Consider the following 18,426-nt stretch of genomic DNA (forward strand, 5'->3'; position numbering starts at 1 on the left):
TACAATCCTTCATACTTCAGGATCACTCGAAGTGACGTATACGAGTTATTTAGCTTGTTGCGAAATCAACTTCTTCGTCAAAAAATTAAAACGAATAAAGAGCAATAAAGCCGCAGCACTTAAGCCAGCTAATAAGCCCAACCAAATTCCCAAACTGCCATAGGCGTCTTCTTTGCCTAAATAGTAACTAATCGGAAACCCAATCACCCAATACGAAATAAAAGTAATGATGGTAGGAATCTTAACGTCTTGCAAACCACGAAGTGCTCCAAGTGCAATAACTTGCAGACTATCACTAATCTGAAACACTGCCGAAGCCAATAATAAAGTCGCTGCGATTTTAACCACCTCAGCGGTGTCCATGGCATTGGCTGGATCGTCTAAATCCACATACAACTCCGGTAACGCTTTATGAAAAATCACAAACAACAACGCGAAAATGACAGCGAATATAAACCCAACAAAAAAGATAGATTCTGCAATACGTTTTAGGTTTTTGTAATCCTTTAATCCTTTTTGATTACCAACACGCACCATAGCGGCAACACTCAAGCCCATAGCCACCATAAAAGTCATGGATGATAAGTTAAGTGCAATCTGGTTGGCAGCCTGTGCATTTTTACCCAACAATCCACTGAGCCAAATTGCTGCTGTAAAAATAGCCACCTCAAAAAACATCTGCATCGCACTAGGCAACCCTAAGTTGGTGAGCTTTTTTAGAGGTTGTTTACTGAGTTTAAAGAATTTTATATTGGTCACATACGCTCTAGATCTGTGACGTTTTGCCAACAGCCACCACAAGAAAAACAACATCGTAAAACGCGATACTAAAGTACCAACAGCAGCACCAACAATACCCATTTGCGGAAACCCAAATTTTCCAAAAATAAGCACGTAGTTAATAGCGACGTTGAGAATATTAGCCACCAACGTAGCATACATAGGGTATTTGGTTAAGGACATGCCGTCGCTAAACTGCTTAAATGCCTGAAACACGATAAGCGGCACCAAAGAAAAAGCTACCAAATCTAAATACGGAATAGCGAGTTCTACCACTTCTGCTGGCTGATCCATAACATACATTAAGGGCTTGGACAGTAAAGTGACTAAAAACAACAAAACACCCAGTACCGTACATAAGAAAAACCCATGCTTAAAAGCCGATTTCCCTTTCACGAAGTTTTGCTCTGTATCTGCCTCTGCTACCAAAGGTGTTATGGCTGTAGAAAAGCCAATACCCAAAGACATGGCAATAAAAATAAAGCTATTACCCAAAGACACAGCTGCCAACTCAGCCGAGCCCAATTGCCCAACCATCACATTATCTACAAAGCTCACAAAGGTATGCCCAAGCATGCCTAACATTACTGGTGATGCCAGTTTTAGGTTGTATTGAAATTCTTTAGTGTAGTTGCTTAAAACCATGCCGCGAAGGTAGTGGTTTTGGGTTTAGGTTTTAGAGTTTATTTTTTACTCGAATATAAATTAAATAACTAGTTACAAACGAGCGCTAGCAAGGGTTTTTATTTAATTTTTTCTTTCACAAATGATATTACATTTTTAAACTCTATTTCTCCAATCTCTGATTTTCCAATAACCACAATATCACCTTGTTCTTTGTTTCTCATTAAAAGCAAATTTGATTTTACGATTTTATATTCTTGGAAATTATTCCATTCAGTTTTGGTTTCGGAAAAGTCATCAGTAAAAACTAAACAGTCCTTGTTAAATTCAAAAATGCCGTATTTTGGAATTTCATTTTCTTTATCTATTAATGCCTTTATACGACTCATATAGTCGTTTTTTAAATTATGATACTTCTTATTATAAGTGTAAAAATTGTAGAATGAAAAAAGAGAGAAAGCAAGGAATAAAAAACCTAAATTACCTTTTCCAATAATTATGAAAATACCTAAGCATATAAAAATTATAAACCAAAATAGTGCCTCTTTACTTTTCCTATAAGAATCAGAGAAGACATAAGGAAATGTTATTTTGGTTTGCAGATAATAAAGTTCTAAGTCAAAAGGTATTTCGTATCTCAATTGATTTTTTTTAATGAGTTCAGTTGATTTATTAAGTTTCTTTCAATTACTTGTATCCATCGATAAGCAAAGTTCTTTTTTTTTAAACAACAAGTCAATACGTAACGTTGCATATTTTTCAATACAATTTTATTATGTATTCTGTCTACTTATAACATTAAAAACAAGAGATTTCCATATTACCGCTAAGCCAAAAATTAAAAAAAAGAGACCGCTAATTAAAAAAGTAGACTTAGTATTTTCACCAAATAGTTGGCTGAAATATTCTATCTTCCAAGTTAGATAAGGTGACGCAAAAAACAAGTTACGTGTAAAAATCAAAGTCAACACTAAGATAAATACATTATTTATGATACCGACTTTAAACTTTCTATTTAAAAGCAAAACTAAAATTATAATCACAAACGCAATCAGAGTCTTGCTATAAAAATGGTTAGCAAAAAATTGACCCAAACGAACGTCTGATATAGCCTCATAAGTATTAGTGGATTTACCTAATAGTGCATCCCATTCATCGGCATTGTAGGCTACATACAACCTATATATTCCAGTAAATACAAACTGTAGTCCAAAGCACTGTAATAGTATTAAAACAAAGTCAAATTTGCCTAATAATTTACCCATACCCATTAAAATAACCAAAAAGTTGGTATATAAACAGCGCTATTCCTGCCAAAACCAAGTACCAATTGACAGCTTTATAAAACGCTGGGAACTGTTTCCGTTTTCGAGACTGTGTAATGATAAACACAATAGGTATTAAAGCTAATACTTGACCGATTTCTACACCTAAGTTAAAACACAAAATTTTTGCCAACACCTGTTCTTCTCCAATATCAAAAGATTGTAATCGGGTTGATAAGCCAAAACCATGAATCAGTCCAAAAAGACCTACCATAAGCAGTAGGTTTGGTACTTTTAGTTTTTGAAAACCACCTAAGTTTTCAAATCCCTTATACAAAACACTTAAAGCAATAACAGCATCTACTAAGTGTTCATTTGCCGTAATACCAGAATACGTAGCACCTATTAGAGTGATACAATGGCCAATTGTAAATACTGTTATAAATTTTAGAATGTCTTTAAAGCTGCTTAGATAGAATACCACACCAGCCAAAAAAAGCAGGTGATCGTAACCGGTAAGCATATGCGTTGCTCCTACTTGAATATAAGCCCATAAACCACCATTGCGCAAAAGCTCTTGATCTGCGTTTGTAACACCATGTGCAAATCCAAAAAGTGGAAGTAACACTACTAATAGCGTTAACAGCCGCCTTAAGCTCAAAACCATTAGCTGTCTTTTTTTCTAAAGATGAAGAATAACACACCAATGAACGCTACACTGCCTAAAATGAACATCCAAATTGGGATGCCGTCTTCATGATCGCGGTCATGGTTGTGTGTATGTGTATCAGCATTATGGGCATGGCTTACCTCAAAAGTTAAAGTTGCCCATTTAGACCGATGTGTTAATTCATCGCTGTCTGCAACTCTAGTCATATGAATAGTTCTAAGGTAGTAAATCCCATCTTCTGGTAAATCTACGGTAACAATACCTTTATCATTAGTGCGTAATTGCTGTCCACTGGTATGGGAATGTGGCTTTTCTTCTTCGGCATTATGCGAATGCTTATGTTCATTAGTATCATGTCCATGTTTGTGCGAATGAACTTCACCTTTGTGTTTATGCTCATGACTGTGGGCTTCACTTGTACTAGAACTATGCTCGTGGCTGTGGTCGCCATCATCATGAGAGTGTTCATGTGAATGGGTTTTATCCTCATGACTATGTTTGTGAGTATTTTCATCGTGAGAATGCGCGTGAGCACCTTTAACGGCATCTGCAAAAATAAGTTGATTGGCTAAAGGTTTGCCATCCAACAGCAATTGAACATCGAGTTGCTCACCAGTATGTTTCTCATAAGGATTTGCCATGGGAACAAACTCAATAGGATACCCCAAAACTGTTTTCCAATCATCAGTCTTTACATCACCGACTTGATAAATAGCCTTAACGTGCTTTTGGTAATTCTCAACCACATCTTGGTCTAACAAGCTATCTGCAGTACGTTGTTTGAGCATATCCAAAACACCATCGCTTTTAAGATATTTATTGAATTTCTCTGCGGTAAGTTCAATATTTCTGGCTTTAGTAGAAACACCTGCTACATAAGTTCCTGCATCACCTGTATTAAAGGTTAATTTTGTAATCGTACTATCTTGGTCTTGCCATTGCTCAGGATTAATAGCTACTCGATTTCCATGCGAAACTATAGACGCATCCAACATTCGATCGCGAGCAATGGTATTATCACTTTTCTCAAAAGTACCGTTGTAAAGGTTTAAAACCGCTTCTTGATTAGGCTCTAAAAAATAGGTTTCTAATTTTATATACAAATCGTGACTGCAGAATAACACAAGCGCAGCCAAAAAATAAAAAGGCTTTAAAAGTTTATTAGTTATTGATGCTGTTATTTTTCTTTTTTTAAGTTTCATTGCTATAGTTGTTATAGGTTATCAAAGTGCTATAATATTTTGTTTGGCTTCCTCAAACTCTTTTACCATGTCGTTTACAATGTCTGCAACGGGTTTAATGTCGTGTATAAGACCTGCGATTTGTCCAATTTCGAGTTCGCCATCATCCAAGTCACCTTCAAACATACCACGTTTGGCTCTGGCGCGTCCTAGTAGTTCTTTAAGCTGCTCTGGTGTTGGTGCGGTTTTATAAAGTTCTTGTACCTCGTTGTAAAATTTATTTTTAACGAGACGCACTGGTGCCAGTTCTTTTAAGGTCAATTGCGTATCTCCTTCTTTAGCATCCACCACAACTTGTTTAAAAGCTTGATGCGCTGAGGATTCTTCACTCGCCACAAAACGACTACCAACCTGTACACCATCAGCTCCCAAAACCATACAGGCTAATATGGCTTTTCCGGTGGCAATACCACCTGCAGCAATTAATGGAATTTCTAAGTGTTCTTTTACCATTGGGATTAAAGTGAGCGTTGTGGTTTCGTCTCTACCATTGTGTCCTCCTGCTTCAAAACCTTCAGCCACGACAGCATCCACACCTGCGTCTTGGGCTTTGAGCGCAAATTTTACACTACTCACTACATGCACCACAGTAATGCCTCGCTCTTGTAACCAACTGGTCCATGTTTTCGGATTTCCGGCAGAGGTGAATACAATCTTTACTCCTTCTTCAACAATGATATCCATAATCTCTTCAATGTTTGGATATAGCATCGGCACATTCACTCCAAAAGGTTTGTCGGTTGCAGCTTTACATTTTTGAATATGCTCGCGCAACACATCTGGATACATTGAGCCTGCGCCTATTAAGCCTAAAATGCCTGCGTTACTTGCTGCTGAGGCGAGTCGCCAACCACTGTTCCAGATCATGCCTGCTTGTACGATTGGATGTTCTATATTGAATAATTCTGTGATTCTGTTTGCCATTATTGATGATTTATTTTAAAAATGCTTCGACTGCGCTCAGCATGACAATGAATAGTTTTGATAAAATTCGTCAATTCGAGTGAATTTCACGAATAGAAATGAGTGAAATTTTTATCGAGTATAAGAATTTAACGACTATTAGTTCTCGATACATTTTTAATCTCATTACAATCGATTAAAAACACTCGAACTGACATAACACTTAAAATAAAACCTTAGCCGTCAGTTCGAGTGGATTTTATGACGATAGGAATAAAATTAGTACTTCGACAAGCTCAGCAGAACTATCGAGAACTATTTCGGTAGCAAGACTTCTCGATACAATTCTTCGTACCTCAGAATCACTCGAAGTGACGTTATATTTTATTAAGAAATCACACCAGAGCCTAACAATTCATCATTGTTGTACCAAGCCACAAACTGACCTTCGGTAATTGCAGATTGTTTATTCTCGAATTCCACGTACAATCCTGAAGCGACTTTATGAAGTGCTGCCTTTTCTAAAGGTTGTCTGTAACGTATTCTTGCCATCACATCCATAGTTTCGCCATCGTTTAGGGCTAAATCTTCCCGAATCCAGTGCAATTCGTCATTAGACACAAATAACACATTACGAAGTAAACCAGGATGATTCTTTCCTTGACCAGTGTAAATCACGTTTTCTTCAACGTCAGTTTCAATGACAAATAATGGTTCTTTGGTACCTCCAACGGCTAAGCCTTTGCGTTGCCCTTTGGTAAAATAATGTGCACCTTGATGCTTACCAACGACTTTTCCATCAGATAAAACATACTTTGGTTTTTTGGCTAAATATGCCAATTCATTTTCTTTTGAAGTAAACTCTGGTTGCTTTTGGTTATAAACTTCAAGGGAATCTTCTACCTCAACAATAACTCCTTCTTTTGGCTTTAATTGTTGTTGCAAAAAATCTGGTAGTCTTACTTTACCAATAAAACACAAGCCTTGAGAATCCTTTTTCTCAGCCGTTATTAAATCTTGAGCCTTAGCAATCTCTCTAACCTCTGGCTTGGTTAATTCACCAATTGGGAATAGCGCTTTTGCTAATTGATCTTGCGATAACTGGCATAAAAAGTAAGATTGGTCTTTATTGTTATCTATTCCGGCTAAAAGCTGATGAATTTCTTTTCCGTCTTTTTCGATTGTAGATTTACGACAATAATGTCCAGTAGCTACGTAATCTGCTCCAAGATCCATGGCAATGTCCATAAAAACATCGAACTTAATTTCGCGATTACACAACACATCAGGATTGGGTGTGCGTCCTTTTTCGTATTCGTTAAACATGTAGTCTACAATACGCTCTTTGTACTGAACGCTTAAATCTACCGTTTGAAACGGAATGCCTAATTTATCGGCTACCAGCATAGCATCGTTGCTGTCTTCTAGCCAAGGACATTCATCTGAAATGGTTACAGAATCATCGTGCCAGTTTTTCATAAACAAGCCAATAACTTCGTAGCCTTGCTCTTTTAAAATATAGGCTGCAACGCTAGAATCTACACCACCTGAAAGTCCTACTATTACTCTTTTCATATCACCTTCCTGCCTTTCGACACTGCTCAAGATAAACTTCAGCAGGAATCTTTTTAATTAACTTATTTATTCATATTTCAATTAGAGTAAATCTGAGAATCGGAATTATATTAAGAACCTTTTGTAGCACAAAAACTTCTCGATACAAAATTCCTTAAAACGGAATTTTACTCGAAGTGACGTTATGAATTTAATTTATAAACTTAATTTTAGTCTCTTACTATATTGTCTGAAAAACTTCGGCAAAATTACAAATAAAAATAGCAATCTAATATAGACTGCTATTCCTAAAAATTATGCTTTTTATAGTTTAAATCTATTAGTATTTTTTAATGACCTTGTTGTTGGTATGGTCAATTTCTTTTTTGAGCTTTCCAGATTCATAATAAAACCAAATACCAGACTTTTTATCGTCAGTGTAATTGCCTTCAGAAGTTTTATTACCATCGGAATCGTAGTTAATGGTCTTACCATTTAATTCACCATTTATATAAACGGATTGGCGAAGCAGCATTTTATTTTCTGAAAACCATTTAGATTCTCCTTCTAATTTTCCATCTTTGTAATTTGTTTCTTCGGCTACTAGTCCATTTTTATAATAGACCGTTCTAACGCCTTCCAGCTTGCCTTCATCGTTGTAATGCTCTACAATCATTTTTGCGGAAGAATCTTTATGATAAAACACCCACTGACCAATGTAACGTTTACCGTTCATTTTGCCTTCGCTTATGACTTTCCCTTTAGAGGTGAAGAACTTTACATCAGATAAACTATCTTTTAAATTAAAGACTTTGGTGGCACTTAATACACTTTTACCTTTAGAAAGTGTGTAGTATTTAAAAGTATCCACCTCTTTACCATGTACAAATTGGCCTTCGTAGCGTTTTTGATCGGTCTTGTGGTAGTTCTTTGTCCATATACCATGACGTTTGCCGTTCTCATCAAATTGATTTACTGGCTTTTGAGCCAGTGCTACTGTTAAAATTATTGTAAAAAAAAGGGTGAAATAAACTTTTTGTTTAATCATTTCATAGCTTTGTTAGACAAACAATAACAGTTTGTATAATGTTGAACAATTTTAAAAACTCAAAAAAATGAAAATTATTTCAAAAACTTTCAAATTACTGACAGTATTTCTATTGGTTTTAGGTGTAACTGGATGTAGTGACGACGATGACAACAATGGACCAGGTGTGCAAACAACTACTGTTGTTGATGTGGCATTAGCAAATGGTTTAACTTCATTGGCTGCTGCTTTAGAAGCCACAGACCTAGTAACAACGTTGCAAGGCACTGGACCTTTTACAGTGTTTGCACCAGACAACGACGCCTTTACAACACTTTTAACCAATACTGGATTAGATTTAGATAATTTGTCTACTGCTGAAGAAGCTTTAGTAAGAAACATCTTATTAAATCATGTTATCGTAGGACAAAATTTATCTTCAACAGATCTTGTTAATGCAGGTTCGGGTTACACTAATGTGGCCGCAACAGGGCCTAACGGTGAAAATTTAAGTTTGTATTTTAACACTTCTAATGGTGTTGTTATAAACGGACAATCAACCGTTAGTAACGCTGACCTAACGGCTACGAACGGAACAGTCCATGTAGTAAATACAGTAATTGATTTACCAACCATTGCAACATTTGCAACATCTAATCCAGCGCTATCTGTATTGGTTGATGCCCTTGCATACGCAGATACAGGAACACCTACAGTACCGTATATTAATACAGTTTCTGATCCTGATGCAGGACCTTTTACAGTATTTGCACCAACAAACGATGCCTTTTTAGATCCCACAAATGGTATACTAGCAGAGTTAGGTTTATCTGGTTTTGGTGAAGGTATGGGCGAGTTAAACGCTGCTACCACTGATTCGGTATTATTATACCACATCGTAGCCGCCAACGTTCAGTCAGATCAGCTTACTACTGGCACGGTGTCTACTTTAGGAGGTGATATTACTGCAGATACCAGTAATTTTACGTTAACAGACGCTAACAATCGTGTAAGTAATATTGTAACCTCATTGGTTGATATACAAGCCATGAATGGTGTCGTGCATGTGATTGATAGAGTGATTTTATTTCCATTACCATAGTTTAGAAAGTCGAGGCTGATTACCTCATTTTTATATTGATTGATTTAGTTAGTAGAAAAACCCAGACATTTATTCGTCTGGGTTTTTTACTATAAATCACCTAAACCTTGGATTAATCAACCATGCATAACAAACACAATAAAGGTATGCATTACCTTCTAAAACTATTATGTAGGTAACCTAAGACTATTTAATTGCATAAGACTATTACATAACCACAGAGTTATACAAGTGTATTAAATCTATAAAAAAGCCTTGGCGCAATAAACCAAGGCTTTTTAATCTACGATACTCTCAGGCTTTTACTTTTTTCGTCTTTGTTGTGCTTGTTTTTGCTGCTCGGCTTGCTCCATCATTTCAGCCATTTTTTTCTGAAATTTATTCTGTTTCTTCGGTTTGCTCTTACTCACTTCTATTTTAGCCAGCACCTTCTTTTCATCGATAATGTAGTTTTTAATAACCAACATAATACCGATACTAATAAGATTGGATATAAAGTAATATAAACTTAAGCCAGAGGCATAGTTATTAAAGAAAATTAACATTAGTAGTGGTGAGAAGTAAATCATGTACTTCATTATTTTACTCATATCTGGCATACCTTCTTGTGGTGGTGCTTGCATTGCTGTTTGCTGACCAGTTGTCATTTTCATGTAGAAGAAAATAGCAATGGCAGCAAGTATTGGAAACAATGCAACATGATCTCCATAAAATGGAATATTTACACCAGGTGGAAAATTATAAATTGAGTCGTAAGAACTTAGATCATCTGCCCACAGGAAGCTTTTCTGTCTTAAATCAAATGCTGTTGGAAAGAACATAAACAACGCGTAAAACACAGGAATTTGCATTAAACCAGGCAGACAGCCACTTAGCGGACTGGCTCCAGCTTTACTCTGTAATGCCATAGTTTCTTGCTGTGCCTTTAACTTGTTGTCTTTATATTTTTCTCTAATGGCATCTAACTCTGGCTTTAATATTTTCATCTTTGCCTGTGATAAAAACTGCTTATATTGCACAAAAGACAGCATAAGTTTTACCAAAACAGTCATAACAATAATAGCAATTCCATAAGGCAACATACTACTTAACCAGCCAAATAAAGGAATGAATAAGGCCTTGTTTATCCAGCCAAAGATTCCCCATCCAAAAGGAATACTTTCCTCTAAGCTTTTATCATAAGTCTTTAAAATCTTAGCATCTGTAGGACCGTAGTATAATCCTAAGTTTTTATTAATCTCACCACCATTATAGGCTAATGGTATTTTTGAGGTGTATAGTTTTGTAAATAGCGTATCTACTTCTTCATCTTCAACTAAATTTTTAGAGGTTAGCTCTGCTTTTGAAAACGGATTATCTTTAGCTACCAATATAGAGCTAAAGAAATGTTGTCTGTACGATAACCATTCTACATCTTCTATGGTTTCTTCATCGTCACCCATTTGTGATAACTTTTCAACACGGTCTTCATCGTGCATATAGGTGAGCCTTGTATAACGGTTTTCGTAGCTAATGCTTTTTGCGTGCCTAATTCCTTTTTGCTGCCAATCTAAAGTAATTGGTTGCGATGTATTAAACTCTCCACTTAAACCTTGCGATTTGATTGAAAAGTCAATCATGTAGTCTTCTGGCTTTAACTCGTATCTATACTCCAAAAACTCTGTTTCAGAAAACTTAAGCTTCATAGACACAATAGTATTTTCACCACTCTTGCTTACGCTTGGTTGAAATGGGTAATCTTTTGTATTACGTATACGATTATCTGAGGTACCAAATGTGAGATTAAAGGCGCTGTTTTGGTCTTTAACCATATATATTGGTAGTGAATCGAAGGTTACAAACTTTTTAAGTTTTACTTCAGCCAAATGGCCTCCCATTCTGCTAAACTTTAACTGAAACACATCGGTTTCTACAGTTGTAAAGTCTTCACCAGGTATTGTTAAGGCATAGGCTAAAGATCCTTCTTTGCTTTGAAGTGATGCTAATTGCGTAGAATCTAAATCTTTTGTGTTGCTATAATCTGAGGCAGTTGTTACAACAGCTTCATTTTGTTTACTTTTCTTTTTCTCCGCCTCTATTTGCTCTTGCTCGGCTTGCTTTTGCGCTTTGAGCTCTTCTTCACTTGGTGTATTTTGATACATCATAAACACCAATATTCCGAAAATAAGGATAAATCCAATGATTGAATTAATATCGAGTTTCTTTTCTTCCATAATTTAGTTTGTACGCTACAATTGAATGATTAATGGTTTGGCTATCCCAAAAAGCTATCCAAAATTAATTTTACGCCAAAGTGGCACATTATTTTTTGTTCTTGTATTTTAAGGCTGCTTTTACAAATGCCACAAACAAAGGATGCGGATTGGCAACTGTGCTTTTATATTCTGGATGATATTGTACACCAACAAACCAGCTGTGCTCTGGTATTTCAATAATTTCTACAAGACCAGTATCTGGATTTAATCCTGTTGCTTTCATCCCAGCAGCTTCAATTTGTTCTTTGTAGTCATCATTAAACTCAAAACGATGTCTGTGCCGTTCTTTTATACTGGTACTGCCATAAACACTGTGTGCTACACTGCCTTCTGCAATATTACAGTCCCATGCTCCCAAACGCATTGTTCCGCCTTTGTCTACAACATCTTTTTGAGATTCCATAAGATTAATTACCGGATGCGGAGAACTCTCATCCATTTCTAAAGAGTTGGCTTCTTTAAGATTAAGTACGTTTCTGGCATATTCTATAACTGCCATTTGCATGCCTAAACAAATTCCTAAAAATGGAATATTATTTTCCCTTACAAATCTAACAGCGTCTATTTTTCCCTCAATACCACGCTCACCAAAACCTGGTGCTACTAAAACTCCATCAAGATGACCAAGTTTAAAATCTATATTATCTTCGTTTAAAAATTCAGAATGAATGGGCTCTACATTAACTCTAACTTCGTTTTCTGCACCTGCATGAATAAAAGCCTCTAAAATAGACTTATATGAATCTTGAAGCTCAACATATTTACCAATTAACCCGATTGTGACTTGGCTCTTTGGGTTTTTATGACGCTTTAAAAATTCGTTCCATTGGTCTAAATTTGGTGTATCACTTTTAAGATCTAACTTTTGTAACACAACTTTGTCTAAACCTTCATCTAACATTAAATTTGGTACATCGTAAATGGTAGAAGCATCGATAGATTGAATTACCGCTTCTTTCTTAACATTACAAAAACGGGCTAATTTTTCCTTTAAACCTTCTTGTAATTCGTGTTCTGTTCTACACACTAAAATATCTGCGTGTACACCACTTTCCATTAAGGTCTTAACACTATGCTGTGTTGGTTTGGTTTTTAATTCTCCTGCAGCAGATAGGTAAGGGATTAATGTTAGGTGAATTACCAATGCGTTATGCTCGCCCAGATCCCATTGAAGTTGTCTTACAGCTTCTATGTAAGGTAGAGATTCTATATCACCAACAGTGCCACCAATCTCGGTAATTACGATATCATAGTCGCCTGAATTGCCTAAAATTTGGATTCTATGCTTAATTTCATCTGTAATATGAGGAATAACCTGAACTGTTTTTCCTAAAAATTCACCTCGACGCTCTTTATCTATAACACTTTGGTAAATTCTACCAGTTGTAACGTTATTAGCTTGTGATGTTGGTACATTTAAAAAACGCTCATAATGTCCTAAATCTAAATCGGTTTCTGCTCCATCATCTGTTACATAACACTCACCGTGTTCATATGGGTTTAGTGTACCTGGATCTATATTAATGTATGGATCTAATTTTTGGATGGTAGTTCTGTAACCTTGGGCTTGTAATAATTTGGCGAGAGATGCAGCGATAATGCCTTTTCCTAGTGAGGAAGACACTCCGCCTGTTACAAAAATATACTTAGGGTTTGTGGTCATGTTGCGCTGTTAAACGCAGGCAAATTTACAATAAAAATTTGCTTAAGTGCAATTATAAAGTTGCAATCTTAAAATAAGTTGTATGGTTATACACTTATACTCTAAAATGACATTAATCTACGATTACTTACATTTTTATAGTTCTGTTTTTTAATCTGAAAATAGAAGAGTGACGACAGAAAAGTGACGTTTGGTTTGCGTCATTATGCTTTATAATCGCGTTTAATGGTATAAATCAATTCTTCGAGACCATTGATTTTTATCTCGTGCATTTGAATCATCATTTTACCTAGTTTACCGTCCGGAAATCCTTTTTGCTTAAACCATGTATAATAATACTCTGGGATGTCAACCAAAAATTCACCTTTGTATTTTCCAAAAGGCATTCTATAATTTGCTAACTCTACTAATGCTTCTTTATTAGGCTCCATAACTATATCATTATTAAAAATAGATTCCTGCTTTCGCAGGAATGACAAAAGGCATTCTATAATTTGCTAACTCTACTAATGCTTCTTTATTAGCCTCCATAACTATATCATTATTAAAAATAGATTCCTGCTTTCGCAGGAATGACAAAAGGCATTCTATAATTTGCTAACTCTATTAATGCTTCTTTATTAGGCTCCATAACTATATCATTGTTAAAAATAGATTCCTGCTTTCGCAGGAATGACAAAAGGCATTCTATAATTTGCTAACTCTATTAATGCTTCTTTATTAGCCTCCATAACTATATCATTATTAAAAATAGATTCCTGCTTTCGCAGGAATGACAAAAGGCATTCTATAATTTGCTAACTCTATTACTGCTTCTTTACTTCCTTCCAAAGGTACTAGGATTTGAATGTGTCTAATTTTTTGAGCTCCTCTTTGATGTAGTTTTCCCAATAGTATTGCGCTTCAACATTTATAGAGTGGTTGGTTTGCTGGTCGTACATCTTTTGGGTTTTATCTAAGGCCTCATTTATAGCTATATGAATTTGTTTCATCTGGGTTTTTATATTCTGGTTTACAACCAAGCGCTTTAATTGCTGTTTAAATTTTCTAACATAGAGCTCGGTAATATCAAAATGTAACTGCTCATGGGCAAGAATATAATCGTCTGCTTTTTCTGAGAGATACCAAGATTTATCTGGATAAAAATGTGCTTGCACTGATGTTTTGTACCCGATAATTCGCTTTCCTGCTGTTTTTACAGAATATCCAAAGGTAATGCCAGAAGCCGTTAAAGCCACTGCATCTGAATTTGGGTTGGGACTGCCTTTAAAATCTTTCCATGTTAGTTTGCGCATGTTGCTCCATGCAATGGTTTCTTCATTAGAAGACGACCCAACAAACAATAAGAATATTGAAATTATGAGGTGTTTAATTTGCATTTATTTCCAGTTAAACGTGATATCCTTTTCGATATCTGGATGTAAACTGTAATGCACAGGACAAGTATTTGCTGTATGCTCTAATATTTTTTTAGTCTTAGAATCTGCTTTAAACGGAAAATGAAGTACAACTTCTATTTTAGAAATTCGTCTGGGATTACTCACCATAGTCTTTGTAACCTCAGCTGTGGTTCCCGACATATCCACACCCATATCTCTGGCTTTAATTCCCATAACCGTTAGCATACAACTTGCTAACCCTGTAGCAACAGTATCTGTAGGAGAAAACGCTTCTCCTCTGCCGTTATTGTCTACAGGTGCATCAGTAATATAACTATTACTAGATTTTATATGCGTGTTTTCTGTTCTGAGATTACCGAGGTAAGTTACTTTAGATGTCATAATTTAATTGGCTTCAATAATTCTTAAATCATCATACTTAACTATATATACAGCTTCGTTAACATAACCTCCAAACAGAGATTTGTTATATCTAAACTTGTTTTCTATGTATTCTGTTTCAATTACCTCTTCTGAAGCGTCGTAGAGATTATCTTCTGTCGCAAGACGTAACAGAATATCTAATGTAATATCAAACCCTCTTGCTGCGTACTTACTTGGTGAAACACCAAATTCCTTTTTATATGCTTTTACAAAGCCATTAGATCCGTTCTCATTAAAGTTTTTGTGCACTGAAGGATAATGAAACTTAAGATTAGATAAGTGATTATTGGATATATCTTTACCATCAAACTGCTTCCCTTTATCTAATGTTGTAAGTATTATTTTAACCTTATTATCATTAATACCATTGAGCAAACTTATAACGCTAGATGCAAATGCATTACTTTTTGTTTCTAGAAAAACATAGGTTTTACCTTCTGTAAAGGTATTGTCTAGATCTGTAGGGTAAAAGTATGGCAATCCTGTTTTTTTGTGTTTTCTTGCGTACTTAACAGTAATATCTGGAATTTCCTTTTTTAAGAGTGATACATGAGCAGTACTTGCTTCGTCCGCAATAATCATAACTCTACTTTTTAGGCTGTCCTTCTTCACAAAATCTATCATTAAATTTTGTAATAACGTATCCTCTGGGATGGATTGAAAAACATTACTGTAGACTTCCTTAGGTTTATTTAATGCTGCAATTACAGGAACTCGATCTACTTTTAATGCCTTTGCTGCTCTATTAAAAGCTTCTACTTGCATTGGTCCAATTACAGCATCGTATTCTGAAAAATCGTTATCTGCCAAAATTTTGCTCACCTTAGAAGGTTGGTATTCTGTATCAAAAACTTTTAAGTCTGTAGAAATACCTAAGCGTTTTGCAGAATCTAAGGCCATTCTTACTCCAATATGAAAATCTAAGACTGTAGACAATAATTTATTGTTCTTGATCTCTTCTTTTGTTTCTTCAACAGAATCTACATCGATTCTGTGCAAACGATAAGGGAGCATTAGTGCAAGTTTTTTTACCTTGTAGTTTTTAATATTGGATGCTAGTTTAGTGGTTTCTACATCCGTTAATTCAGAGGTCATTTTGGCAGTAGCTGGTATTTTTAAAACCATACCTGCCTTTAATCCAGTTTGTTTTAGCTCTGGGTTAAGGTCTTCTAATTCTTCTTGTGTTAGTCCTGTTTTTATTTTTAATCTATAAAACCCTTCCTTTGGTAAAACCTCGTAATAATCATATTCTAAATCTATAGCTTTTTCATCTTTGTCTTTTATGTTTGGTACATTGAGCTCGTCACCGGGTTGAAGGATGGGAGGCATGTTAGGGTTTAAAGCTTCTAGTTCTTCAACAGTAATTCCAAATTTATATGCAATTCTCCACTTCCCTTCTTTAGGCTGAACTTTATACTTTTTGACCGTATTCTTTAGGCTAACTTTTGAAATAAAAGTCTTGTATCTAGGAATCCTTATTTTATCGCCTTTCTTTAAATTTTCAGCGTATAGAAAACGATTAGCCTTTTTTATATCCTCTTCAGAAACACCATACTTTTTAGACAAACCATAAAGTGTTTCTTTACGTTTTACCTTATGCGTTTTGTAGCCTATAAGTTCTTTTGATTCTTCGTCAATAGGTTCGTTTTTAATTTTTGAATTTGGTATAATTAAAATCGTATTAGGCTGAAACTTGGTTTTAGCGTCAGGGTTTAGTGCCAAAATATCAAAAGGTGTTACCAAGTACTTTTTTGCAATACTCTCTATGGTTTCGCCTTCTTTTATCTTGTGCTCGATGTAGTTTTGAGCCCCAAGGTTTAGTGCTAAACTAATTAGCATTACTGTAAGTAATTTCTTCATTGACTTCAAAATATTCAATATTTTATTTAAACCAGAGAGGTTCCTACTATTGCAGTAAGTTTATTACTCCCACTCTATTGTTGCAGGTGGTTTAGAACTGATATCGTAGACAACTCTATTAACACCTTTTACCTTGTTTATAATTTCGTTTGAGGTCTTTTGCAAAAACTCATATGGTAAATTTACCCAGTCTGCCGTCATTCCATCTGTACTCTCAACAGCTCTTAAAGCCACACATTTTTCATAAGTACGCTCATCTCCCATTACGCCTACACTATTTACTGGTAATAATATTGCACCTGCTTGCCATACCTTATCGTATAAATTCCAAGAGCGCAGGTTATTAATAAAAATAGCATCTACCTCTTGTAATATACGAACTTTCTCACGAGTTAGATCTCCAAGAATACGAATTGCCAATCCTGGACCAGGAAATGGATGACGACCTAATAAGTGCGAATCCATATTCATAGAAGCACCAACGCGTCTTACCTCATCTTTAAACAATGCCTTTAAAGGCTCAACAACTTTTAATTTCATAAAGTCTGGCAAACCACCAACATTATGATGACTTTTTATAGTCGCACTTGGCCCACCTGTTGCAGAAACACTTTCTATAACATCTGGATAAATGGTGCCTTGTGCTAACCATTTTACATCTTGTATGAGATGCGCTTCATCATCAAAAACCTCAATGAACACACGACCTATAGTTTTTCTCTTTTCTTCTGGGTCGCTTTTACCAGCTAAGGCATCCAAAAAGCGTGCCGAAGCATCTACACCTTTAACGTTTAATCCCATACCTTCGTATTGGTGCAGTACATCTTCAAATTCATTTTTACGAAGTAAACCGTTGTTTACAAATATGCAATACAGATTTTTACCTATAGCTTTATGCAATAGCATGGCAGCTACTGAAGAATCTACACCACCTGACAAACCTAATACGACTTTATCGTTACCAAGTTTTTCTTTGAGTTCGTCGACGGTTTCCTCTACAAATGCGCTAGGTGTCCAGTCTTGATTGACCTTGGCAATTTTTACTAAAAAGTTTTGAAGTAATTGATGTCCATCTGTTGAGTGGTATACTTCTGGGTGAAATTGAATAGCATATGTGTTTTCGCCTTCAATTTTGTAAGCGGCATTCTCAACATCTCCGGTACTTGCCAGTAAAACACCACCTTTTGGTAATTTTTTAATGGTATCGCTATGGCTCATCCATACTTGGCTGCCTTCGTGGATGTTTTCAAAAAAATCTTCGTTAGGTTTTATATAGCCAAGATGCGCTCTACCATACTCTCTGGTGCTAGATTCTGCGACTTCACCGCCCGAAAAATGTGCCAAATACTGCGCACCATAGCACACAGCTAACATTGGCTTTTTACCTCTAATGTTTGAAAGGTCTGGATGAAGTACATCTTCTCCTCTAACGGAATTTGGGCTTCCTGATAAAATTACGGCCTTAAAGCTATCTGAATCTGAAGGAATTTTATTGAATGGGTGAATCTCACAATAGATATTCAACTCTCTAACTCGGCGCGCAATAAGCTGCGTGTACTGCGATCCGAAATCTAAAATAAGGACTTTGTTGTGTTGCATGTGCAAAAATAACAAATGCGCTCACATTGAAGATTTGAGTTGTCAACTTTTTTTAGATAT

General features: G+C 35.7%; 16 protein-coding genes. 1 reads left to right on the forward strand and 15 read right to left on the reverse strand.

Annotated features, from left to right (window positions below):
* Window positions 1-45: 45 nt before the first annotated feature.
* The 8 genes from BWZ20_RS04375 to BWZ20_RS04410 all read right to left on the reverse strand — a co-directional run bounded on the left by BWZ20_RS04375 (window position 46) and on the right by BWZ20_RS04410 (window position 8,085).
* Entirely contained in the window at window positions 46-1,425 is a 1,380-nt protein-coding gene (locus BWZ20_RS04375; protein WP_076616844.1) for an MATE family efflux transporter, read from the reverse strand.
* A 98-nt stretch (window positions 1,426-1,523) separates the two neighbouring features.
* Window positions 1,524-2,045, reverse strand: a complete 522-nt coding sequence (locus tag BWZ20_RS04380; protein ID WP_076616847.1) for a hypothetical protein — start codon at window positions 2,043-2,045, stop codon at window positions 1,524-1,526.
* 132 nt (window positions 2,046-2,177) lie between these two features.
* Complete coding sequence (locus BWZ20_RS04385) at window positions 2,178-2,669, reverse strand: hypothetical protein (protein WP_076616850.1); 492 nt, start codon at window positions 2,667-2,669, stop codon at window positions 2,178-2,180.
* Complete coding sequence (locus BWZ20_RS04390) at window positions 2,662-3,297, reverse strand: HupE/UreJ family protein (protein WP_232217141.1); 636 nt, start codon at window positions 3,295-3,297, stop codon at window positions 2,662-2,664. Before BWZ20_RS04390 ends, BWZ20_RS04385 begins: the two co-directional genes overlap by 8 nt.
* Before the next feature lie 38 nt (window positions 3,298-3,335).
* Window positions 3,336-4,541, reverse strand: coding sequence for a DUF4198 domain-containing protein (locus BWZ20_RS04395; RefSeq protein WP_083677148.1), 1,206 nt, complete (start codon window positions 4,539-4,541; stop codon window positions 3,336-3,338).
* Window positions 4,542-4,562: 21 nt separating this feature from the next.
* On the reverse strand, window positions 4,563-5,504 hold the full coding sequence (locus BWZ20_RS04400; protein WP_076616856.1) for an NAD(P)H-dependent flavin oxidoreductase: 942 nt from the start codon (window positions 5,502-5,504) through the stop codon (window positions 4,563-4,565).
* 366 nt (window positions 5,505-5,870) lie between these two features.
* The gene (gene mnmA / locus BWZ20_RS04405) at window positions 5,871-7,058 is read right to left on the reverse strand and encodes a tRNA 2-thiouridine(34) synthase MnmA (protein WP_076616859.1); all 1,188 of its coding nucleotides are present in this window, start codon (window positions 7,056-7,058) and stop codon (window positions 5,871-5,873) included.
* A gap of 319 nt (window positions 7,059-7,377) precedes the next feature.
* Window positions 7,378-8,085: a toxin-antitoxin system YwqK family antitoxin gene (locus BWZ20_RS04410; protein WP_076616863.1), complete on the reverse strand. Its 708-nt coding sequence runs from the start codon at window positions 8,083-8,085 to the stop codon at window positions 7,378-7,380.
* Between the two features lie 67 nt (window positions 8,086-8,152).
* Between BWZ20_RS04410 and BWZ20_RS04415 the strand changes: the two genes are divergently transcribed.
* A complete protein-coding gene (locus BWZ20_RS04415) occupies window positions 8,153-9,166 on the forward strand; it encodes a fasciclin domain-containing protein (RefSeq protein ID WP_076616866.1) in 1,014 nt (337 codons plus the stop codon).
* A gap of 302 nt (window positions 9,167-9,468) precedes the next feature.
* On the opposite strand, the gene yidC is transcribed toward BWZ20_RS04415, so the two are convergent.
* From yidC to guaA, 7 genes are all read right to left on the reverse strand, one after another.
* Complete coding sequence (gene yidC / locus BWZ20_RS04420; RefSeq protein WP_076616868.1) at window positions 9,469-11,379, reverse strand: membrane protein insertase YidC; 1,911 nt, start codon at window positions 11,377-11,379, stop codon at window positions 9,469-9,471.
* An 88-nt stretch (window positions 11,380-11,467) separates the two neighbouring features.
* A complete protein-coding gene (locus BWZ20_RS04425; protein WP_076616870.1) occupies window positions 11,468-13,084 on the reverse strand; it encodes a CTP synthase in 1,617 nt (538 codons plus the stop codon).
* A gap of 203 nt (window positions 13,085-13,287) precedes the next feature.
* On the reverse strand, window positions 13,288-13,515 hold the full coding sequence (locus BWZ20_RS04430) for a DUF3820 family protein (protein ID WP_076616874.1): 228 nt from the start codon (window positions 13,513-13,515) through the stop codon (window positions 13,288-13,290).
* A gap of 405 nt (window positions 13,516-13,920) precedes the next feature.
* Entirely contained in the window at window positions 13,921-14,463 is a 543-nt protein-coding gene (locus BWZ20_RS04435; RefSeq protein ID WP_076616876.1) for a DUF922 domain-containing protein, read from the reverse strand.
* A complete protein-coding gene (locus BWZ20_RS04440; RefSeq protein ID WP_076616879.1) occupies window positions 14,464-14,865 on the reverse strand; it encodes an OsmC family protein in 402 nt (133 codons plus the stop codon).
* A 3-nt stretch (window positions 14,866-14,868) separates the two neighbouring features.
* The gene (locus tag BWZ20_RS04445) at window positions 14,869-16,767 is read right to left on the reverse strand and encodes a LysM peptidoglycan-binding domain-containing protein (RefSeq protein ID WP_076616882.1); all 1,899 of its coding nucleotides are present in this window, start codon (window positions 16,765-16,767) and stop codon (window positions 14,869-14,871) included.
* Between the two features lie 63 nt (window positions 16,768-16,830).
* On the reverse strand, window positions 16,831-18,366 hold the full coding sequence (gene guaA / locus BWZ20_RS04450) for a glutamine-hydrolyzing GMP synthase (RefSeq protein ID WP_076616886.1): 1,536 nt from the start codon (window positions 18,364-18,366) through the stop codon (window positions 16,831-16,833).
* Between the last annotated feature and the right edge of the window lie 60 nt (window positions 18,367-18,426).

This window comes from Winogradskyella sp. J14-2 (assembly GCF_001971725.1).
Classification (GTDB): Bacteria; Bacteroidota; Bacteroidia; order Flavobacteriales; family Flavobacteriaceae; genus Winogradskyella.

Coding starts and splice junctions, on each gene's coding strand:
- BWZ20_RS04375 (WP_076616844.1), bottom strand. CDS start 1,425: ATGGTTTTAAGCAACTACACTAAAGAATTTCAATACAACCTAAAACTG.
- BWZ20_RS04385 (WP_076616850.1), bottom strand. CDS start 2,669: ATGGGTAAATTATTAGGCAAATTTGACTTTGTTTTAATACTATTACAG.
- BWZ20_RS04395 (WP_083677148.1), bottom strand. CDS start 4,541: ATGAAACTTAAAAAAAGAAAAATAACAGCATCAATAACTAATAAACTT.
- BWZ20_RS04400 (WP_076616856.1), bottom strand. CDS start 5,504: ATGGCAAACAGAATCACAGAATTATTCAATATAGAACATCCAATCGTA.
- mnmA (WP_076616859.1), bottom strand. CDS start 7,058: ATGAAAAGAGTAATAGTAGGACTTTCAGGTGGTGTAGATTCTAGCGTT.
- BWZ20_RS04410 (WP_076616863.1), bottom strand. CDS start 8,085: ATGATTAAACAAAAAGTTTATTTCACCCTTTTTTTTACAATAATTTTA.
- BWZ20_RS04415 (WP_076616866.1), top strand. CDS start 8,153: ATGAAAATTATTTCAAAAACTTTCAAATTACTGACAGTATTTCTATTG.
- yidC (WP_076616868.1), bottom strand. CDS start 11,379: ATGGAAGAAAAGAAACTCGATATTAATTCAATCATTGGATTTATCCTT.
- BWZ20_RS04425 (WP_076616870.1), bottom strand. CDS start 13,084: ATGACCACAAACCCTAAGTATATTTTTGTAACAGGCGGAGTGTCTTCC.
- BWZ20_RS04430 (WP_076616874.1), bottom strand. CDS start 13,515: ATGGAGCCTAATAAAGAAGCATTAGTAGAGTTAGCAAATTATAGAATG.
- BWZ20_RS04435 (WP_076616876.1), bottom strand. CDS start 14,463: ATGCAAATTAAACACCTCATAATTTCAATATTCTTATTGTTTGTTGGG.
- BWZ20_RS04440 (WP_076616879.1), bottom strand. CDS start 14,865: ATGACATCTAAAGTAACTTACCTCGGTAATCTCAGAACAGAAAACACG.
- BWZ20_RS04445 (WP_076616882.1), bottom strand. CDS start 16,767: ATGAAGAAATTACTTACAGTAATGCTAATTAGTTTAGCACTAAACCTT.
- guaA (WP_076616886.1), bottom strand. CDS start 18,366: ATGCAACACAACAAAGTCCTTATTTTAGATTTCGGATCGCAGTACACG.